General features: G+C 37.1%; 16 protein-coding genes. All 16 read right to left on the bottom strand.

The genetic code is table 11. The features are described from left to right. Positions 1–58: 58 nt before the first annotated feature. A complete protein-coding gene (locus CKJ95_RS04735) occupies positions 59–1,186 on the bottom strand; it encodes a Nif3-like dinuclear metal center hexameric protein (RefSeq protein ID WP_099352244.1) in 1,128 nt (375 codons plus the stop codon). Then, a complete protein-coding gene (locus CKJ95_RS04730) occupies positions 1,183–1,887 on the bottom strand; it encodes a tRNA (adenine(22)-N(1))-methyltransferase (protein WP_099352243.1) in 705 nt (234 codons plus the stop codon). The genes CKJ95_RS04735 and CKJ95_RS04730 overlap by 4 nt, the downstream gene beginning before the upstream one ends. A gap of 115 nt (positions 1,888–2,002) precedes the next feature. Then, positions 2,003–2,356 carry a cytochrome c550 gene (gene cccA, locus CKJ95_RS04725; RefSeq protein ID WP_099352242.1) on the bottom strand — a complete coding sequence of 118 codons (354 nt, stop codon included), beginning with the start codon at positions 2,354–2,356 and terminating at the stop codon, positions 2,003–2,005. A gap of 227 nt (positions 2,357–2,583) precedes the next feature. Beyond that, complete coding sequence (locus CKJ95_RS04720; RefSeq protein WP_099352241.1) at positions 2,584–3,723, bottom strand: acyl-CoA dehydrogenase family protein; 1,140 nt, start codon at positions 3,721–3,723, stop codon at positions 2,584–2,586. Positions 3,724–3,789: 66 nt separating this feature from the next. Further along, entirely contained in the window at positions 3,790–4,323 is a 534-nt protein-coding gene (locus CKJ95_RS04715; RefSeq protein WP_099352240.1) for a hypothetical protein, read from the bottom strand. A 150-nt stretch (positions 4,324–4,473) separates the two neighbouring features. Beyond that, positions 4,474–5,610 (bottom strand): RNA polymerase sigma factor RpoD, encoded by a 1,137-nt coding sequence (rpoD, locus tag CKJ95_RS04710; RefSeq protein ID WP_099352239.1) that lies wholly within the window; start codon positions 5,608–5,610, stop codon positions 4,474–4,476. Positions 5,611–5,663: 53 nt separating this feature from the next. Continuing rightward, positions 5,664–7,472 carry a DNA primase gene (dnaG, locus tag CKJ95_RS04705; protein ID WP_099352238.1) on the bottom strand — a complete coding sequence of 603 codons (1,809 nt, stop codon included), beginning with the start codon at positions 7,470–7,472 and terminating at the stop codon, positions 5,664–5,666. A 34-nt stretch (positions 7,473–7,506) separates the two neighbouring features. After that, positions 7,507–7,947 (bottom strand): YaiI/YqxD family protein, encoded by a 441-nt coding sequence (locus tag CKJ95_RS04700; RefSeq protein WP_099352237.1) that lies wholly within the window; start codon positions 7,945–7,947, stop codon positions 7,507–7,509. A gap of 380 nt (positions 7,948–8,327) precedes the next feature. Then, positions 8,328–9,140 (bottom strand): pyruvate, water dikinase regulatory protein, encoded by an 813-nt coding sequence (locus CKJ95_RS04695; protein WP_099352236.1) that lies wholly within the window; start codon positions 9,138–9,140, stop codon positions 8,328–8,330. A gap of 40 nt (positions 9,141–9,180) precedes the next feature. Further along, positions 9,181–9,825 carry a helix-turn-helix transcriptional regulator gene (locus CKJ95_RS04690; RefSeq protein ID WP_306475353.1) on the bottom strand — a complete coding sequence of 215 codons (645 nt, stop codon included), beginning with the start codon at positions 9,823–9,825 and terminating at the stop codon, positions 9,181–9,183. 210 nt (positions 9,826–10,035) lie between these two features. After that, positions 10,036–12,114: a glycine--tRNA ligase subunit beta gene (glyS, locus tag CKJ95_RS04685; protein ID WP_099352234.1), complete on the bottom strand. Its 2,079-nt coding sequence runs from the start codon at positions 12,112–12,114 to the stop codon at positions 10,036–10,038. Continuing rightward, positions 12,107–12,997, bottom strand: coding sequence for a glycine--tRNA ligase subunit alpha (glyQ, locus tag CKJ95_RS04680; RefSeq protein ID WP_099352233.1), 891 nt, complete (start codon positions 12,995–12,997; stop codon positions 12,107–12,109). The genes glyS and glyQ overlap by 8 nt, the downstream gene beginning before the upstream one ends. Before the next feature lie 644 nt (positions 12,998–13,641). Further along, complete coding sequence (recO, locus tag CKJ95_RS04675; protein WP_099352232.1) at positions 13,642–14,391, bottom strand: DNA repair protein RecO; 750 nt, start codon at positions 14,389–14,391, stop codon at positions 13,642–13,644. A gap of 97 nt (positions 14,392–14,488) precedes the next feature. Then, positions 14,489–14,632 (bottom strand): YqzL family protein, encoded by a 144-nt coding sequence (locus tag CKJ95_RS04670; protein ID WP_099352231.1) that lies wholly within the window; start codon positions 14,630–14,632, stop codon positions 14,489–14,491. A 151-nt stretch (positions 14,633–14,783) separates the two neighbouring features. Then, positions 14,784–15,695: a GTPase Era gene (gene era, locus CKJ95_RS04665; protein ID WP_099352230.1), complete on the bottom strand. Its 912-nt coding sequence runs from the start codon at positions 15,693–15,695 to the stop codon at positions 14,784–14,786. After that, on the bottom strand, positions 15,685–16,086 hold the full coding sequence (locus CKJ95_RS04660; protein WP_373604829.1) for a cytidine deaminase: 402 nt from the start codon (positions 16,084–16,086) through the stop codon (positions 15,685–15,687). The genes era and CKJ95_RS04660 overlap by 11 nt, the downstream gene beginning before the upstream one ends. Positions 16,087–16,198 lie beyond the last annotated feature (112 nt).

The following is a 16,198-nucleotide window of genomic DNA, read 5'->3' as shown; positions in this document are numbered from 1 at the left end:
TCAAAAGCGATTTTATATAAAGAAAAAGGTACCCCAGCAAAATTGGAGTACCTTTTTTTCATAGGAATTTAAATGGGTCTGTATTTAGTTCCGAAGTAATCACAGTAACCTCGAATTTCTTTTCTTTGAAACGTTCCGTTAGGATATTAGCTACCCCTTTTTTCATGACCTTTTCAACATTATGGCCTGGATCAACGATATTAAGGCCCATCATCATCGCATCATGAGCAACATGGTAATACATATCTCCGGTTACATACACGTCTGCTCCAGCTCTTTTAGCATGTGAAACATATTTATTTCCGTCTCCTCCAAGCACCGCAACCTTCTTCACTTTATCTGAAAGAGAACCCACTACACGAAGACCATTTACTTCTAATTTATCTTTAACATACAAGGCGAATTGCTCAAGTGTCATTTCCTGTTCGAGATAACCAACACGTCCAAGTCCAAGCACATTACCTTCATTTTCAAGGGGATAAATATCGAAAGCAACCTCCTCATATGGATGAGCGTTAAGCATAGCCGTAATCACCTTCTTTTGAAGGCTACTTGGGAAAACTGTCTCAATTTTGATTTCATCAACTACTTCTAATTTACCGACTTCACCTATATGTGGGTTTGTCCCTTGATGTGGTAAGAATGTTCCTGTACCAGGCGTATTGTACGTACAATGACTGTAATTTCCGATATAACCTGCACCAGCCGATCCTAATGCATCTCGTACTTCATCAGCAGACTCCCGAGGGACATAAACAGCGAGTTTTTTTAACGTTTCCTCGTAGGTTGGCGCAAGCAATTCAATATTTGTTAACCCCAATGCATCCGCAAGTAGGTCATTAACGCCACCGACAGCCACGTCTAAATTTGTATGTGCTGCATAAATCGCTATATTATGTAAAATACATTTTTCAATGATTCTTCCAGACGGTGTATCTGTTTGTACTGTTTTCAAGGGTCTAAAAATGGGTGGATGATGAGCAATAATCAAATCAACATCATTTGAAATAGCATCATCAACCACCTCTTCTAATACATCAAGTACAACCATGATTTTTTTTACTGGCTTGTTTAAAGTACCAACTTGAAGGCCGATTCTTTCCCGATCACCTTCGACGGCTAAGTGCTTTGGAGAAAATTGCTCAAATACTTGTATCACTTCAAAACCGTTAGGAATTTTGCTCATTGTAATACCTCCTTTACTATTTTTATTTTTTGCTTGAGCTCTTCTTTTCGTGTCTGATTTTCGGGTGTTTCTCCTGCTGTTTCAAGCTGTGATAAGATTTTTTCCCAATGTTTTAGTTCATGGGCCCATTTTTTTTCAAAAACTGAACTTTTTTCTTTTAATAAGAATGGCCCTAGTAAAAGTTCTTGTTCCTTATGCTGATATGGCTTAAGTGGGCTTCCTTTTTCGGCAACTAAAACTTCATAAATTTTTTTGTCTTCCTCTAGGATTTCTTCGGCGATTAGCTCCCAATTGTTTTCAATAAGCCATTCTCTAATTGTTGAAGCGCCAATATTAGGTTGTAGGATTAGTCTTTTTACGCCTGGCAGTTTGTTTTTGCCATTTTCAAGAATGGAGCGTATAAGCGAGCCACCCATTCCTGCTATGGTAATACATGTTACTTCATTTGGTTGGATGACTTCAAGTCCATCCCCTTTTCGTGCTTCAATTTTGGAATCAAGCTCACTTTTGGAAATTTGTTTTTTTGCAGATTGTAATGGTCCCTCTGCTACCTCTCCTGCTATTCCCCCAGTGATTAACCCATTTAAGTATGCATAGCATGGAAGATAGGCGTGATCAGACCCGATGTCTGCTAATATTGCCCCTTTTGGTATGTATGATGCGACTGTTTCAAGCCGCTTCGATAGCTTTTCTTCATTCATAATAACACCACATTTTTTTAATTTTTATTATACAAGATGTCAGTAGAAACTTCCATCTGACCAGGAAGGGCAGTAAAAAACCCTTTACATTTTATGCAAAGGGTTTTTTTATTATTTATTTTTGTTCAACTAACCAATTTGCGATTTCTTGTACTTGTGCAGGGTCTTTAACTAAGCCACCTGGCATCGCACCTCTACCATTAGTGATTACATCCTGAATCTCTTCTACGGAAAGATCAATACCTTTTAATGCAGGTGCATTACCTTGACCTGCTAAATCTTGACCATGGCAAGCTGCACATGTACTTTGGACAACTTCTTCTGGGGAAGCAGCTGCTGTTTCTGGAGCCTCTTCACCTTGGTTTGCCATTTCCTCCATGTTACCTAGTCCAACAAAGCCTAATAGGAACATAAGTCCAATACCGAAAACTGCAATCAGGGCAAATGGTATTAATGGATTCTTTTTCATTATTCTGACCTCCCTTACCTTATGTACATCAAAATAGATATAATTATTATTCTATACAAACACTCTCTATTTTACTTGAAAAATGATAGAAGTAAAAGACCTATTTGTACAAGAACTTATTTAACATAATATTGTAAAATTATTTTACACAAAAACGTCACAAATTTGTCATAAAAAAAATAAAAACCCCCTACCAATTGGCAAGGAGTTAAATCTGACATAACATTTTAGCATCCAATTGTACGTGCAATGACCATTCGTTGAATTTCAGATGTCCCCTCCCCGATTTCAAGAAGCTTTGCATCTCGCATAAATCTTTCAACATGATATTCTTTCATATAACCATAGCCACCGTGTATCTGGACAGCTTGATTTGTCACCTCCATACAAATTTCAGAGGCATAAAGCTTTGCCATTGAAGCTTCTTTTGAGAAATTTCTTCCTTGATCCTTCAACCATGCAGCTTTGTATACCATATTCCGTGCCAGTTCAATCTTCATCGCCATATCTGCTAATTTAAATTGAATAGCCTGGAAACTTGAAAGGGACTTACCAAATTGTTTGCGTTCTTTTGCATACGTTAGGGCCTTTTCATAAGCTGCTTGTGCAATTCCAACCGCCATTGCTCCAATACCGATTCTGCCGCCATCTAGCGTAATTAGAAACTGTCTGAAGCCTTCTCCTCGTTTTCCAAGCAGGTTTTCTTCAGGTACATGAACGTCCTCTAAAACTAACTCCGTCGTGTTTGAGGCATTGAGTCCCATTTTCTCGTAGTTATCAATAACCTTAAAGCCTTCTGCATTAGTTGGTACTATAATTGCGCTTATTTCTTTTTTAGCCCCATGACGGCCCGTTATCGCTGTGAGGGCTATATGCTTTGCGAAACTGGCATTTGTGATAAAGCATTTATTTCCATTAATGATAAAGTGATTATTTTCGAGAATGGCTTCTGTTTGGGTTCCACCTGCATCTGATCCAGCATTGGGTTCTGTTAATCCAAAGGCTCCCAAGGATTCTCCTGTGCAAATTGGAGTTAAGTATTTTAGTTTTTGTTCTTTTGTTCCAAATAAATGAAGGGGTGCACCACCAAGTGAGATATGTGCTGAATATGTAATTCCGGTAGACCCACAGGCACGACTTAGTTCTTCGACCACGATTGCAAAGCTAATTGTATCAGAATCTGCTCCACCATATTCTTCAGGAAACGGCAAGCCCATCATCCCTAATTCTCCAAGCTTTTGAAAAATTTCTTTTGGGAAACGTTTGTCTTTATCCCGTTTTTCAGCACCTGGAGCAACTTCTGCTTCGGAAAACTCTCTAATTGTTTTTTGAATCAATTTTTGCTCTGTCGTTAAATCGAAATTCATAATACCCCTCCCATTGTATGCGTTTTCATATCTATTATATCGGGAGTTGATGAATTTTCAAATAATTTAAATATTCAATAAAGTTACAACAGCAATCATACTAACGAGAACGCCGGCAATCAAAAAATACTTCTTCTTAGTGAACAACCCAACAAAAATCCAACCGATACAATTCAAAAGAATCATCCCGATTAAATAAAGTGCCTGTCCCTTAAAAATTAGTTCACTTAAATTCGCTGTTAAAAGCAAGGTAAAAAGGGCGAGTATAATTGAGCCAATATGAACAAAAAGTGGATTTGTTCTTTGACTAATTAGGCCTAAAATGCAGACAATTAAAAAAATAAAGTTTAATACCATTTGCAATATAGGCGATATTTCAGTAAAATAAGTGACAAGTAATAAAACTGGTAAAAGCAAACCAATTCCGATGATTGAAAGAAATGGTGTTTTCTTTGATGAAGTTGTTTCTTTTGTAGGCTCAATTCCTTCCCCCTCTGTATATAGCGAGAGTAGGAAATTACAATATGCCTCTGGCAGTAATTTATTTTTACGCCAATATAGGATTTCATTGATAATAATCTTTTTTCTTTCTTGATTCATGAAAGCGCTCACCTTACTTGAATAAAATCAAAGACTAAAAACATCACGCTTGAGTGGCAATGTCTTCGCAACCCACATCGAATGGGGCTAAAACTAAAAAAAATAGTTTACTTCAATTGTATGAAGTAAACTACGGAATGTAAATGAAATTTATTCTAAGAAATCCTTTAATCTCTTACTTCGGCTTGGGTGACGTAGCTTTCGTAGGGCTTTTGCTTCAATTTGTCGAATACGCTCACGAGTAACACCAAATACTTTACCAACCTCTTCGAGAGTACGAGTACGTCCATCGTCCAATCCAAAGCGTAGACGTAATACATTTTCTTCTCGATCTGTTAAGGTATCTAGAACATCTTCAAGCTGTTCTTTTAAAAGCTCGTATGCAGCATGCTCTGACGGAGAAGTTGCGTCTTGGTCTTCGATAAAGTCTCCAAGATGTGAGTCATCTTCTTCACCAATTGGTGTTTCTAATGATACAGGTTCTTGTGCAATTTTTAAGATTTCCCTTACCTTTTCTGGTGTTAGATCCATATCTTCTCCAATTTCTTCAGGTGTTGGTTCGCGCCCTAGGTCCTGGAGTAACTGACGTTGCACACGGATTAATTTATTAATTGTTTCTACCATATGAACGGGAATACGGATGGTTCTAGCTTGGTCTGCAATCGCACGTGTGATGGCTTGACGTATCCACCATGTTGCATACGTACTAAATTTGAAACCTTTGCGGTAATCAAATTTCTCAACAGCTTTAATAAGTCCCATATTACCTTCTTGGATTAAATCTAGGAACAACATCCCACGACCAACGTAACGCTTTGCAATACTTACTACAAGTCGTAAATTAGCTTCAGCGAGTCTACGTTTGGCCTCTTCATCACCTTGTTCAATTCGTTCAGCAAGTTGAATTTCATCATCAGCTGAAAGTAAATCAACACGGCCAATTTCTTTTAGGTACATACGTACCGGGTCATTTATTTTTACTCCTGGAGGAACACTTAGATCATTAAGATCAAACTCTTCTTCCTTGGATAGTTCTTGAATATTTGGATCATCTTCATTGTCATCATCAGCATCATGATCCCCGCTGTCACCTAATAATTCAATTCCCTGCTCTCCAAGGAACTCATAGTATTCATCAAGGTGGTCTGATTCAACTTCAAAACCAGACATACGCTCAGCGATTTCTTCATATGTCAATACACCGCGTTTTTTTCCTAGTGCTGTTAATTTTTCTTTGACTTGCTCTAATGTTAACTCTGTATCGACTTCTTTAGACTTTTCAGCCATTTGTTCCCCTCCTTCCAAACTTGTAAGACATAGAGGTTAGAAAACCTATTTGTTTAAATTAATGCTTTTTTCATTTGAATGATTTCATTTGCAATTGTAGCAGCCTTCAAATAATCCTTACTTCGTTCAGCCTCAAGTTGCTCAGATTCTTTTTCTTTTATCATTGACAATTTTTTGTGATTCAACACCTGTTTCACATAATCTGATAAAACAGATTCCGATACTTCCTCTTCAATTGACATCATTGCAATATCGGTGACAATCCTTTTTAAACTCTCATCATGAACCCTTGTTAGTAATGTGCTGATATCTGGTTCAAATCCTTCTTCATAAAATGCATAGAGGTACGTTACAATCGCTCGATGCTCTTCGATATTAAATTCGGCCTGAAGCTGATCTTGTATCTTTTCAGCAATATCCCGACTACGCAACATATAAGCAATTAAATATCGCTCTGCATTATGATAGGCTTTTAGTAAATGTTTTGATACGGTAGGTTTCGCTTTCGTATTATTTCTATTCGAAGAGAAATTATCCCTTTTTTTCCGTTCAGATTTATAATACTGAAGCTGTTGTGTTTTTAATGCATCAAGTGAAATAGAAAATTCACTTGATAATTGGCGCAAGTAATGGTCCCTTTCTACAGCCTTTTCTAAAGAGGAAATTTCTTTAATAACATCTTCTATATAACGGATGCGATCTCCTTCATCCTGAAGATTTTTTCCTTTTCTTAAGTACTGCATTTTAAATGCCATTAATGTAAGACTTGCCCCTATTACATCATTTTTAAACTTCTCTGCGCCATATTTTCTAATGTAGTCATCAGGGTCCATGCCATTTGGCATTGTTGCTACTCTTACATAACAACCCGCTTCACCTAGCATAGTAGAAGCTCGTAAAGCCGCATCTAAACCCGCATTGTCAGAGTCATAACAGATAACAACAGATTCCACATTCCGTCTTATTATTTTCACATGTTCATCCGTCAAGGATGTGCCCATCGTACCTATTGAATTTGGAACATCAGCTGTATCAGCTGCAATGACATCTGCAAACCCCTCAAAAAGAACCACTTGTTGGTGTTTTCGAATCGCAAGTCTTGCTTGATGGAAATTATAAAGGGTCTTGCTTTTATTAAAAATAATAGTTTCAGGACTGTTTAAATATTTTGGTTCCTGCCCCTTATCAAGCACCCTGCCAGAAAATGCAATGGTTTTACCTTGGTGATCCCATATCGGAAACATTATGCGGTTTCGAAATCTATCAAAGAATGTACCGGTATCCTCCTTTTTTACGAGCAGTCCGGCCCGTTCCATCAACTCTGGCCTAAAACCTCTTTTCTGGAGAAATTTCGTGGCAAAGTCCCACGAGTCGAGGGCATAGCCAATTTCAAACTTATCAATGATTTCTCTTGTGAAGCCCCTATTGGTTAAATAGTCTAGCGCTGGTTGACCTTCTTTTGTATTAAGTAATAGGTGATGATAGAATTTCTTTAATAATTCGTGTGCTTCTTGCATTTTTGATGTTTCATTGTTTTTATCAGAAACAGCAGTTGGCTGTTCATAATCTGACAAATCTATGTTCACTTTATTAGCGAGGTTTATAGCCGCCTCCGAGAAGGAATACCCTTCTAGGTCCATTAAAAAAGAAAATACATTTCCACCTGCTCCACACCCAAAACAATGAAAGATTTGTTTATCGGGAGATACAGAGAATGAAGGGGTATTTTCACCGTGAAATGGGCATAAGCCAAAATAATTTCTACCTTGCTTCTTCAATTGAACATATTCACTAACAACATCAACAATGTCAACAGAAATACGAATTTTTTCGATTGTTTCTTCGGGTATTCGATATCCCATGTATAACATCCCCAAGTACTAAATTATTCGATGTTTAGAGTTTAAATCCTGCAAGATTCGACAAACTTTTTTTAAAAATTTTAGTAAAATGTTGTCTGTCTTCGTCAGTAAAGGGTTTTGGTCCTTTTGAATATGAACCACTCCGTCTTTCTTTTGCAGATAAAAAGCGAAAATGGAGGATTTGTTCCATATCCTCTTCTTTAAACTCTTTGCCACGAGGTGATATAACATTTACACCTCTATTTACTAAAATACTCGCTAAGCCAGTATCCTGGGTAATGACGATGTCTTTTTTTATTGCATGATTCATAATATAGAGATCTGCTGCCTCTTTCTCAGCATCCACGTACACCCATTTACCACCCATTGGAGTCGACATAACATGGGCATACGACGCTACAAATACAACATTGATATTATATGTACCTGCTATGCTAAGTATTTCTTCTTTAACTGGACATGCATCAGCATCCACAAATATTTTATTCTTTTTTTCGTCATATTTCTCTATTCTACATCACTCCGAAGAATCCTTCTTTTCAAGAAAAAGATTAAAAATAAGTTCAACAATCTGTGATTGTCCAATCTTTAGGTGAGCAATTATGGACAGATTTTCTATCATTTTTGAAGGAAAAAGATTGGAAACAAGAAAAAAATGTCGAAAATTAATTCACCTATTCCATAATTTATCCTTGACAACCTTCAATATATAGTTTATTCTATCCAATCGAACTCTAAACCTAAAAATATGTATTTTTATCACAATTTTTTATTATAATATAAAATTCACTCAAGCGCCATAAAAAAACATATCTTTTTAGAGATATGTTTTTTACTGTATAAGTAGTCTTATGATTATTTTATTTTACGATTACTTATTTTATTTAAAATAATATTTGCTGTTTCTTCAACCGCTTTATTTGATACATCCACTACATCACAATTAATTTTATTCACGAGTGATTCAAAGTGGTCAAGTTCTTCTTTAATGCGATTAATATTTGCATAGATCGCTTGGTCATCTAAACCTAATGACTTTAATCTTTCACGTCTAATATGGTTTAGCTTCTCTGGGCTGATTTTTAGTCCAAAGCATTTATTCGGTGATACTTTAAAGAGCTCTTCCGGTGGATCGACTTCTGGTACGATTGGAACGTTTGCAACTTTATAGCGCTTATGGGCAAGATACTGAGATAAAGGCGTTTTGGACGTTCTTGAAACCCCGATTAAGACGATATCTGCACGTAAAATCCCTCTTGGGTCGCGACCGTCATCATACTTAACAGCAAATTCAATTGCCTCAATCTTTTTGAAATAATCCTCATCGAGTTTGCGTACAAGACCTGCTTCAAATCTTGGGTTACTTTCATAAAGGCCAGACATTTTCTCGATTAGTGGACCAAGGATATCGTTTACAATTACCCCTTCACGTGCAGCTTCGATCACAAGAAAATCTCGCAGTTCAGGAACAACAAGTGTGAACGCAATAATTGCATTATTAAGTTTGGCAAGTGCGACAACCTCTGCTAAAGTAGCTGTATCTTCTACATAAGGAATTCGTTTAATTTCTGTATGGGAGCCGTTAAATTGGCTAACTGCCGCTTTAACAACTAACTCAGCTGTTTCCCCAACTGAATCTGATACTACATATACAACGCGATTACTCATTTTAATTCTCCATCTCCTAACTTAAAAGATCAAATGCTCATTAAAGGATTTCATCACCAGCAAGTCCTACCAACGCTTTTGTCATATTGGTCTTAGTGATTCTGCCAATTACCTCTATACCCCGTTCAGATTGCTTAACAATTGGTAATGCATCGATTTGTTTTTCAATTAATTTATGAGCCACGTCAATTAAAAGATCATCTTTTTCACACATCGTGATATTTGGCATTCTTGTCATAATAATTGTAACCGGGACAGATTTTAAATCCTGATTTCCAAGGCTTGCCCGCAGTAGATCTTTTCGAGATAAAACTCCAACAAGAAGTGATGATTTATCCACTACAAACAATGTACCTACATCTTCTAAAAACATTGTCACAATTGCATCATAGACAGATATACTCTCATTTATCACAACTGGGATAGATTGGTAATCCATCACTTTAATTTTATTTATCCTATCCGCAAGTAATTGCAGCCCTGTTTTTCCCGTATAGAAATAGCCGACACGAGGCCTGGCTTCAAGATATCCTGCCATAGTTAAAATAGCGAGGTCCGGACGAAGGGTTGCCCTAGTCAAATTTAAACGTTCTGCAATAGCTTCACCAGTGATTGGCCCATTGTCTTTTACGATTTGTACGATTTGTTCTTGCCGCTTACTCAGTTCTATTGTACTCACCACCATTCCTAAAATCTATAGTATTTATTTTAAATATGTAAAATGTCAAAAGAGTTATACTAATTATTAATTATTATATACTAATTGCGTAATCGCGTATAGTAAATAGAAAAAGACTAGGAGCTAATTCTTCTGCTCCTAGTTTTTTAATTGTTTATCCCAAGTGCTTCTTTTTCGTGGTCATAAACGGGCACATTACGATTTTCACGTTCATGTTTATTTTACAATAATTACGTTCATGTCCCCAATTAGAAAAATAGTGTTAGCTAGTTCCACCATTTGTGCAAGTCGGTTTTTTCTTACTGCAGCATCATCTGCCATAACCATTGTATGTTCGAAGTATTGATCAATTAGCTCTCTCAATGAAGCTAATAAATGGAAAGCTTCCGCTACTTCATGGTTGTTTAGACTTTCAATTACTTTTGGTTTTACTTCAGTGAACTTCTCAAAGAGATTCTTTTCCTCTTTAGATTGGAAAAGGCTAGGATTAATTTCAGCTTCTTCGCCTTTTTTGGCGATGTTAACAACTCTACCTAATGACTCAATGGTTGTTTTAAAATCTTGGTGGTCCTTGTTATTCTCGAGCATTTCCGCCTTTTTAATAATAAGTCCAACATTTCCAATCTTTGTGCCAAGAACCGCATCAATAATATCATAGCGGATGTTTCTAGTATTTAGTTCATGTTTGATTCGTAATTTGAAGAAGTGAACAAGTTCTTTCTTAATTTCTTGTTTTTCAAGCTTCGCAACTTTGGCCTCAATAAACAGATCTAATACATCATCGATTATTTCTTCAAGGCCAATATTCCAACCTTTATCTAATAAGATTTGAACGACACCTGAAGCCATACGGCGTAATGCATATGGATCCTGTGAACCTGTTGGAATAATACCGATTGAGAAACATCCAACTATTGTATCCAATTTATCCGCTAAACTAACTAATGCGCCAATAGTCGAAGCAGGACTAGAATCGTCAGCATGTCTAGGCATGTAATGCTCGTTAATAGCTACCGCCACTTCCTCGTCTTCTCCACTTATTCGTGCATAACGTTCACCCATTACCCCTTGAAGCTCAGGAAATTCATACACCATATTGGTTACAAGATCAAATTTGCATATTTCTGCTGCTCTGTTTGCTTTTTGCTGTGTTTGGCTATCTATTTTAAGAAGTTCTGACACCCGCTTAGTGATATACTGAATTCTTCTAACCTTATCACCAATTGAACCAATTTCTTCTTGGTAAATTATTTTATCAAGCTTTTGAACTAAGTTATCAATTTTTAACTTTTGATCTTCTTTATAAAAGAAGTCTGCATCAGATAAACGTGCTCGTAAAACCTTCTCATTCCCTCTAGCAACTTTTTCAAGAAATTTATGATCACCATTACGAACTGCAACAAAGTAAGGGAGTAGAGCACCGCTTTTGTCCTTAACAGGGAAATAACGTTGGTGCTCTCTCATACTTGTAATTAACACTTCTACAGGTAAATTCAAAAATTCTTCCTCAAATTTTCCGAAAAAGGCAGTAGGATATTCAACAAGATTCGTTACTTCATTCAGTAAATCTTCGTCAATTGGAATCTCCCAATCGTTGTCTTCTTCAAGTATTTTAATTTGATTCGTAATGGCTTCTTTACGCTCAAGATAATCTACAATCACATATTGAGACATCAGTACTTTTTCATAGTCTCTAGGAGATGCGATCTCAATTTCTTGACCTAAGAAACGATGGCCCCAGGTTTTATTACCTGATGTTACATTTGTAATCGTGATTGGAATAATTTCATCTCCAAACAAAGCGACAATCCATTTAATTGGACGGACATAGCGAAGGTCTTGATCGCCCCAACGCATATTTTTAGGGAATGAAAGATGTACGATAACATCCTCAAGTTCACCTAATATTTCTTTTGTGTCTTTCCCTTTAATAAATTTATTGATATGTGCATATTCCACACCATTTATTTCTTTAAAAAAGATATCCTCAACTGAAGCACCCTGTCCTCTTGTGAACCCCATTGCAGCTTTTGTCCAATTTCCATCTTGGTCTAGGGCAATTTTTTTGGCAGGACCTTTTGCTTCAAGTTCAACATCCTTTTGTTTGTCAGAAACGTCCCGAACAAGAACCGCTAGTCTTCTAGGAGAAGAAAAACGTTCTACTTGCTCAAATGAAATATTATGTTCAAGCAGCCAATTTGTAACCTTATCAGATAGCTGATTCATAGAATCTGTTACAAAGCGTGCTGGCATTTCCTCTAATCCAATTTCAATCAATAAATCTCGATTACTCATTACGATCGTCTCCTTTTGCCTTCAGCATTGGGAAGCCTAATTTTTCCCGCTCTTCATAAAACGTTTTAGCTACCTTACGGGCTAAATTACGAACTCTGCCGATATATCCAGTTCTTTCTGTAACTGAGATAGCTCCCCTTGCATCTAATTGGTTAAAGGTGTGAGAACATTTTAAAACATAGTCATATGCTGGGTGAACGAGTCCTTCATCCATTTGACGGTGCGCTTCCTTTTCATAAATGCTAAATAGGTTAAATAGCATTTCTGTATCTGATGTTTCAAACGTATACTTTGAATGTTCGTACTCAGGCTGATGGAAGATATCTCGAACTGTAAATCCTTTTGTCCATTCAAGATCAAAGACATTTTCTTTATCTTGTATATATGAAGCTAAACGTTCAATTCCATATGTAATCTCAACAGATACTGGCTTACATTCAATACCTCCAACTTGTTGGAAATATGTAAATTGAGTAACTTCCATTCCATCAAGCCAAACTTCCCAACCAAGACCTGCTGCGCCTAGAGTGGGTGCTTCCCAGTTGTCTTCAACGAAGCGGATATCATGTTCTAATGGATTAATTCCTAATGCACGTAAGGAATCTAAATATAGTTCCTGAATATTATCAGGTGACGGTTTCATGATCACTTGAAATTGATGGTGTTGGTATAAACGGTTTGGGTTCTCTCCGTAACGGCCATCAACTGGGCGTCTTGAAGGTTCAACATATGCCACATTCCACGGCTCAGGGCCAAGGCTTCTTAGGAATGTGTATGGGCTCATTGTTCCAGCACCTTTTTCAACGTCATAGGCCTGCATAAGAATGCAACCTTGATCTGACCAATGCTTCTGTAAGGTTAATATCATTTCTTGAATATTCATTAATCTTGCACCTCCAAAATAATAAAGCGGAGCGCCTTGCTCAGAAACGAGGAAACTGGCCGACTAGAATCGCCACGTCCTGAGGCAACGTCGGCACTAGCACATCCTGTGCGTCGGAGACTCCGACAAAGAGGCGCTTTTTGCCTCTGCAGGAGGAGTCTAAGTTTCTCGAGTTTCTAGGCGCTGCAGCTAGATTGAAAAAACTATTTAAAATAAAATAAAAAACTCCCCTCCTCTATGCCTAATTGTAGACATAGGGACGAGAGTTTACCCGCGGTTCCACCCTATTTGCAAATAACTCTATTATGAGTTATTGCCTCTTTCAAGCGATACACTCTGGAACGCCTTCCTTATCTGTTCATACCCTAGCTTCCACCATCCTAGGTTCGCTTTTATGAACGGGGATAAGTACTACTTTCCTTCACCGTGCAAATATTTTTAGATGAGGTTCAAAAAGTAGCCAAATGATAAGACTTCGAATCTCTGCGTCATTCGGCCTCTCCGGTCCTCACGTATTAAGAGCATACGCTGCGGTCCTCAAGGCACTCTTTCCTTGACCTTCTCGCTTCTGATTCGTCAACTTTTTGAACTCTTATTTTATTTGAACTATATTCCAAATTCACTGCGATGTCAAGTAGACCACGTTAGGTTAGACGTAAATTTTCAAGTTGGTCTAGGAATCGTTTAGACTTTAGATACAAGCCTGAATATTCCTCGTAATACATGTCAATGACAATCTTCAATTCTTTCTTCGTTTCGTCTTTTACGGCAATTTTTCCTAATCGGTTTAAATCAAAATAATAAAATAAGCGCAACAATCGAATTGTTGCTTGCGATACTTTCAGATGATAGGGTTCTTTTTCATAACAACGGTGGCAAAGTAGCCCACCCTCTCTTATCGAAAAGGCAAATTCACCCTCTGTACTGTTACAGTTTGTACATTCATTAAGTCGAGGATACAATCCAAGCAGTGGCAGCATTTTAAGCTCATATATATACAAAAGAATATCAGGATCATATCCCTCATTTAAGTAATTTAGTGTTTGATACAACGTTTCAAATAAAAATGGGTTTGATCTCTTATCTTCTGTGCATTTATCGGTTAACTCGACTACATATGATGCATATGCCGTTAAGAAAATATCTTCCCGAATGCTTCGGAAGGTTGAAATCGTTTCACCTTGTTGTAAAACGCCTAAACCTGACGTCTTTTGAACTAAAAACTGTCCATATGTAAAAACCTGGGTAATAGCTGCAAGGCGACTACTAGGTTTCTTTGCGCCTCTTGCCATTACCCCTATTTTCCCCCATTCACGGGTATACAAAGTTACGATTTTATTTGTTTCACCATAATCACTTGTTCTTATGATAATACCTTCGCATTTTTGTAGCACTACTGTCACCATCCATTGGCAACTAGGCAATCCAATTACCATTGTTTATTTGCGTCATACATTCTTATTTAAAGTTTAAGACGCTTTTTTAGGATGGTCAAGTAATTGGAAAATCTATTTCTGCTAGCTCCTCACTTTGTGCCTCGGGTCTCTCTGTCTTCTCTTGTTCCAATTCCTTAAAAAGAAGATACGTATCAACATTACCTGTTTGACTAAACACCTTCCAGGTAAAATCTAACATAGTAACCCCACCTTTCTGTAATTTAAACACTAGCAAAGACTATTCCAATTTCATTCACTTGTAAGAATATCTTGACCGAAAATCCTAAAAAACATGTTACATAAATTTTGCTAATCCGTGTATTTTTTTGGAATTTACGTATACTTAGACTTTAATATTCATCTTCTCTAAAGCCGTAATCTCGAAGTTGAGAACTTTTGTTACGCCAGTCCTTTTGAACCTTTACCCAAAGCTCTAGAAAAACTTTTGAACCAAGCAATGCCTCAATATCTGCTCTTGCTCGTTTCCCAACTTCTTTTAGCATACTACCTTGCTTTCCGATTACAATTCCTTTTTGCGAATTACGTTCGACAATAATAGTAGCGCCAACGTAGACAGTATTTCCACTTTCTCTTCTTTCGAGTGAATCCATTACAACTGCGATTGAATGTGGAATTTCCTCTCTTGTTAGGTGAAGCACTTTTTCACGAATCAACTCGGTAATAATAAATCGTTCAGGATGGTCAGTTACCTGATCAGCAGGATAGTATTGAGGTCCCTCTGGTAAATAAACTTTGATCTGTTCAACTAATCTAGGGGTATTCGTTCCCTGGAGTGCTGAAATTGGAACAATTTCCTTAAATGGATAAAGTCCTTTGTACTTCTCGATTAACTCCAATAATTTGTCAGGATGTATTTGGTCTATCTTATTAACAACGAGAAAAACTGGTGTCTGAATATTTTTTAGACGTTCAATAATGAACTCGTCCCCACGACCATATCCTTCTTCCGCATTGATCATAAATAAAACTAGATCAACTTCCTTGAGTGTGTTCTGAGCGACTTTCATCATAAAATCTCCAAGCTTATGCTTTGGCTTATGAATACCAGGCGTGTCAATAAAAATAATTTGAGAATTTTCTTCTGTATAAACACCTTGAACTTTATTTCGTGTCGTTTGTGGTTTATCACTCATTATAGCGATTTTTTGCCCGATAACATGATTTAAAAAAGTGGATTTCCCAACATTTGGTCGTCCTATAATTGAAACAAAACCTGATTTATAATTATTCTTAGTTTCCATGTAAATCCTCCGGTGTAAATGCTCCTGGTAGCAGTTCATCAATTGTTATCTCTTGTACGTCACCTTTAAGATTGGATAAGAATACCTTAGTATCAGGTCCACAAAGCTCCGAAATCACTTGACGACATGAGCCACAAGGCGGTACTGGTCGTTCTGTATCTGCAACTACAGCAATTGCTGCAAACTCTTTATCTCCTTCAGAAACAGCCTTGAATAGCGCTGTTCTCTCTGCACAGTTTGTTACACTGTATGCTGCATTTTCGATATTACAGCCATGGTAGACTTTACCATCCTTTGTTAATATAGCAGCCCCTACTTTAAACTTTGAATATGGAACATATGCTAGTTCTCTTGCTTTTTTCGCTTCGTTGATTAGTTCCTCTGTTTTCACTAATTCTTCTTCCTTTCTGCGCATCTAAGTACGGCAGTGTATTTTCATTTTACATAAAAAAGTTCACGAAATCATCGTTTATGTTTCATTTGTTACATAATTGTAAGAATTT

Origin of the sequence: Fredinandcohnia onubensis (genome assembly GCF_002734285.1) — a bacterium.
GTDB lineage: Bacteria > Bacillota > Bacilli > Bacillales > Bacillaceae_L > Ferdinandcohnia > Ferdinandcohnia onubensis_A.
Note: the sequence above shows the minus strand (reverse complement) of the source record. Positions and strands in the feature narration are given on the sequence as shown.

Bases quoted from the DNA above. Each gene is read 5' to 3' on its own strand.
- CKJ95_RS04735 (WP_099352244.1), bottom strand. From the start codon at position 1,186: ATGAGCAAAATTCCTAACGGTTTTGAAGTGATACAAGTATTTGAGCAA.
- CKJ95_RS04730 (WP_099352243.1), bottom strand. From the start codon at position 1,887: ATGAATGAAGAAAAGCTATCGAAGCGGCTTGAAACAGTCGCATCATAC.
- cccA (WP_099352242.1), bottom strand. From the start codon at position 2,356: ATGAAAAAGAATCCATTAATACCATTTGCCCTGATTGCAGTTTTCGGT.
- CKJ95_RS04720 (WP_099352241.1), bottom strand. From the start codon at position 3,723: ATGAATTTCGATTTAACGACAGAGCAAAAATTGATTCAAAAAACAATT.
- CKJ95_RS04715 (WP_099352240.1), bottom strand. From the start codon at position 4,323: ATGAATCAAGAAAGAAAAAAGATTATTATCAATGAAATCCTATATTGG.
- rpoD (WP_099352239.1), bottom strand. From the start codon at position 5,610: ATGGCTGAAAAGTCTAAAGAAGTCGATACAGAGTTAACATTAGAGCAA.
- dnaG (WP_099352238.1), bottom strand. From the start codon at position 7,472: ATGGGATATCGAATACCCGAAGAAACAATCGAAAAAATTCGTATTTCT.
- CKJ95_RS04695 (WP_099352236.1), bottom strand. From the start codon at position 9,140: ATGAGTAATCGCGTTGTATATGTAGTATCAGATTCAGTTGGGGAAACA.
- CKJ95_RS04690 (WP_306475353.1), bottom strand. From the start codon at position 9,825: ATGGTGGTGAGTACAATAGAACTGAGTAAGCGGCAAGAACAAATCGTA.
- glyS (WP_099352234.1), bottom strand. From the start codon at position 12,114: ATGAGTAATCGAGATTTATTGATTGAAATTGGATTAGAGGAAATGCCA.
- glyQ (WP_099352233.1), bottom strand. From the start codon at position 12,997: ATGAATATTCAAGAAATGATATTAACCTTACAGAAGCATTGGTCAGAT.
- CKJ95_RS04670 (WP_099352231.1), bottom strand. From the start codon at position 14,632: ATGTTAGATTTTACCTGGAAGGTGTTTAGTCAAACAGGTAATGTTGAT.
- era (WP_099352230.1), bottom strand. From the start codon at position 15,695: ATGGAAACTAAGAATAATTATAAATCAGGTTTTGTTTCAATTATAGGA.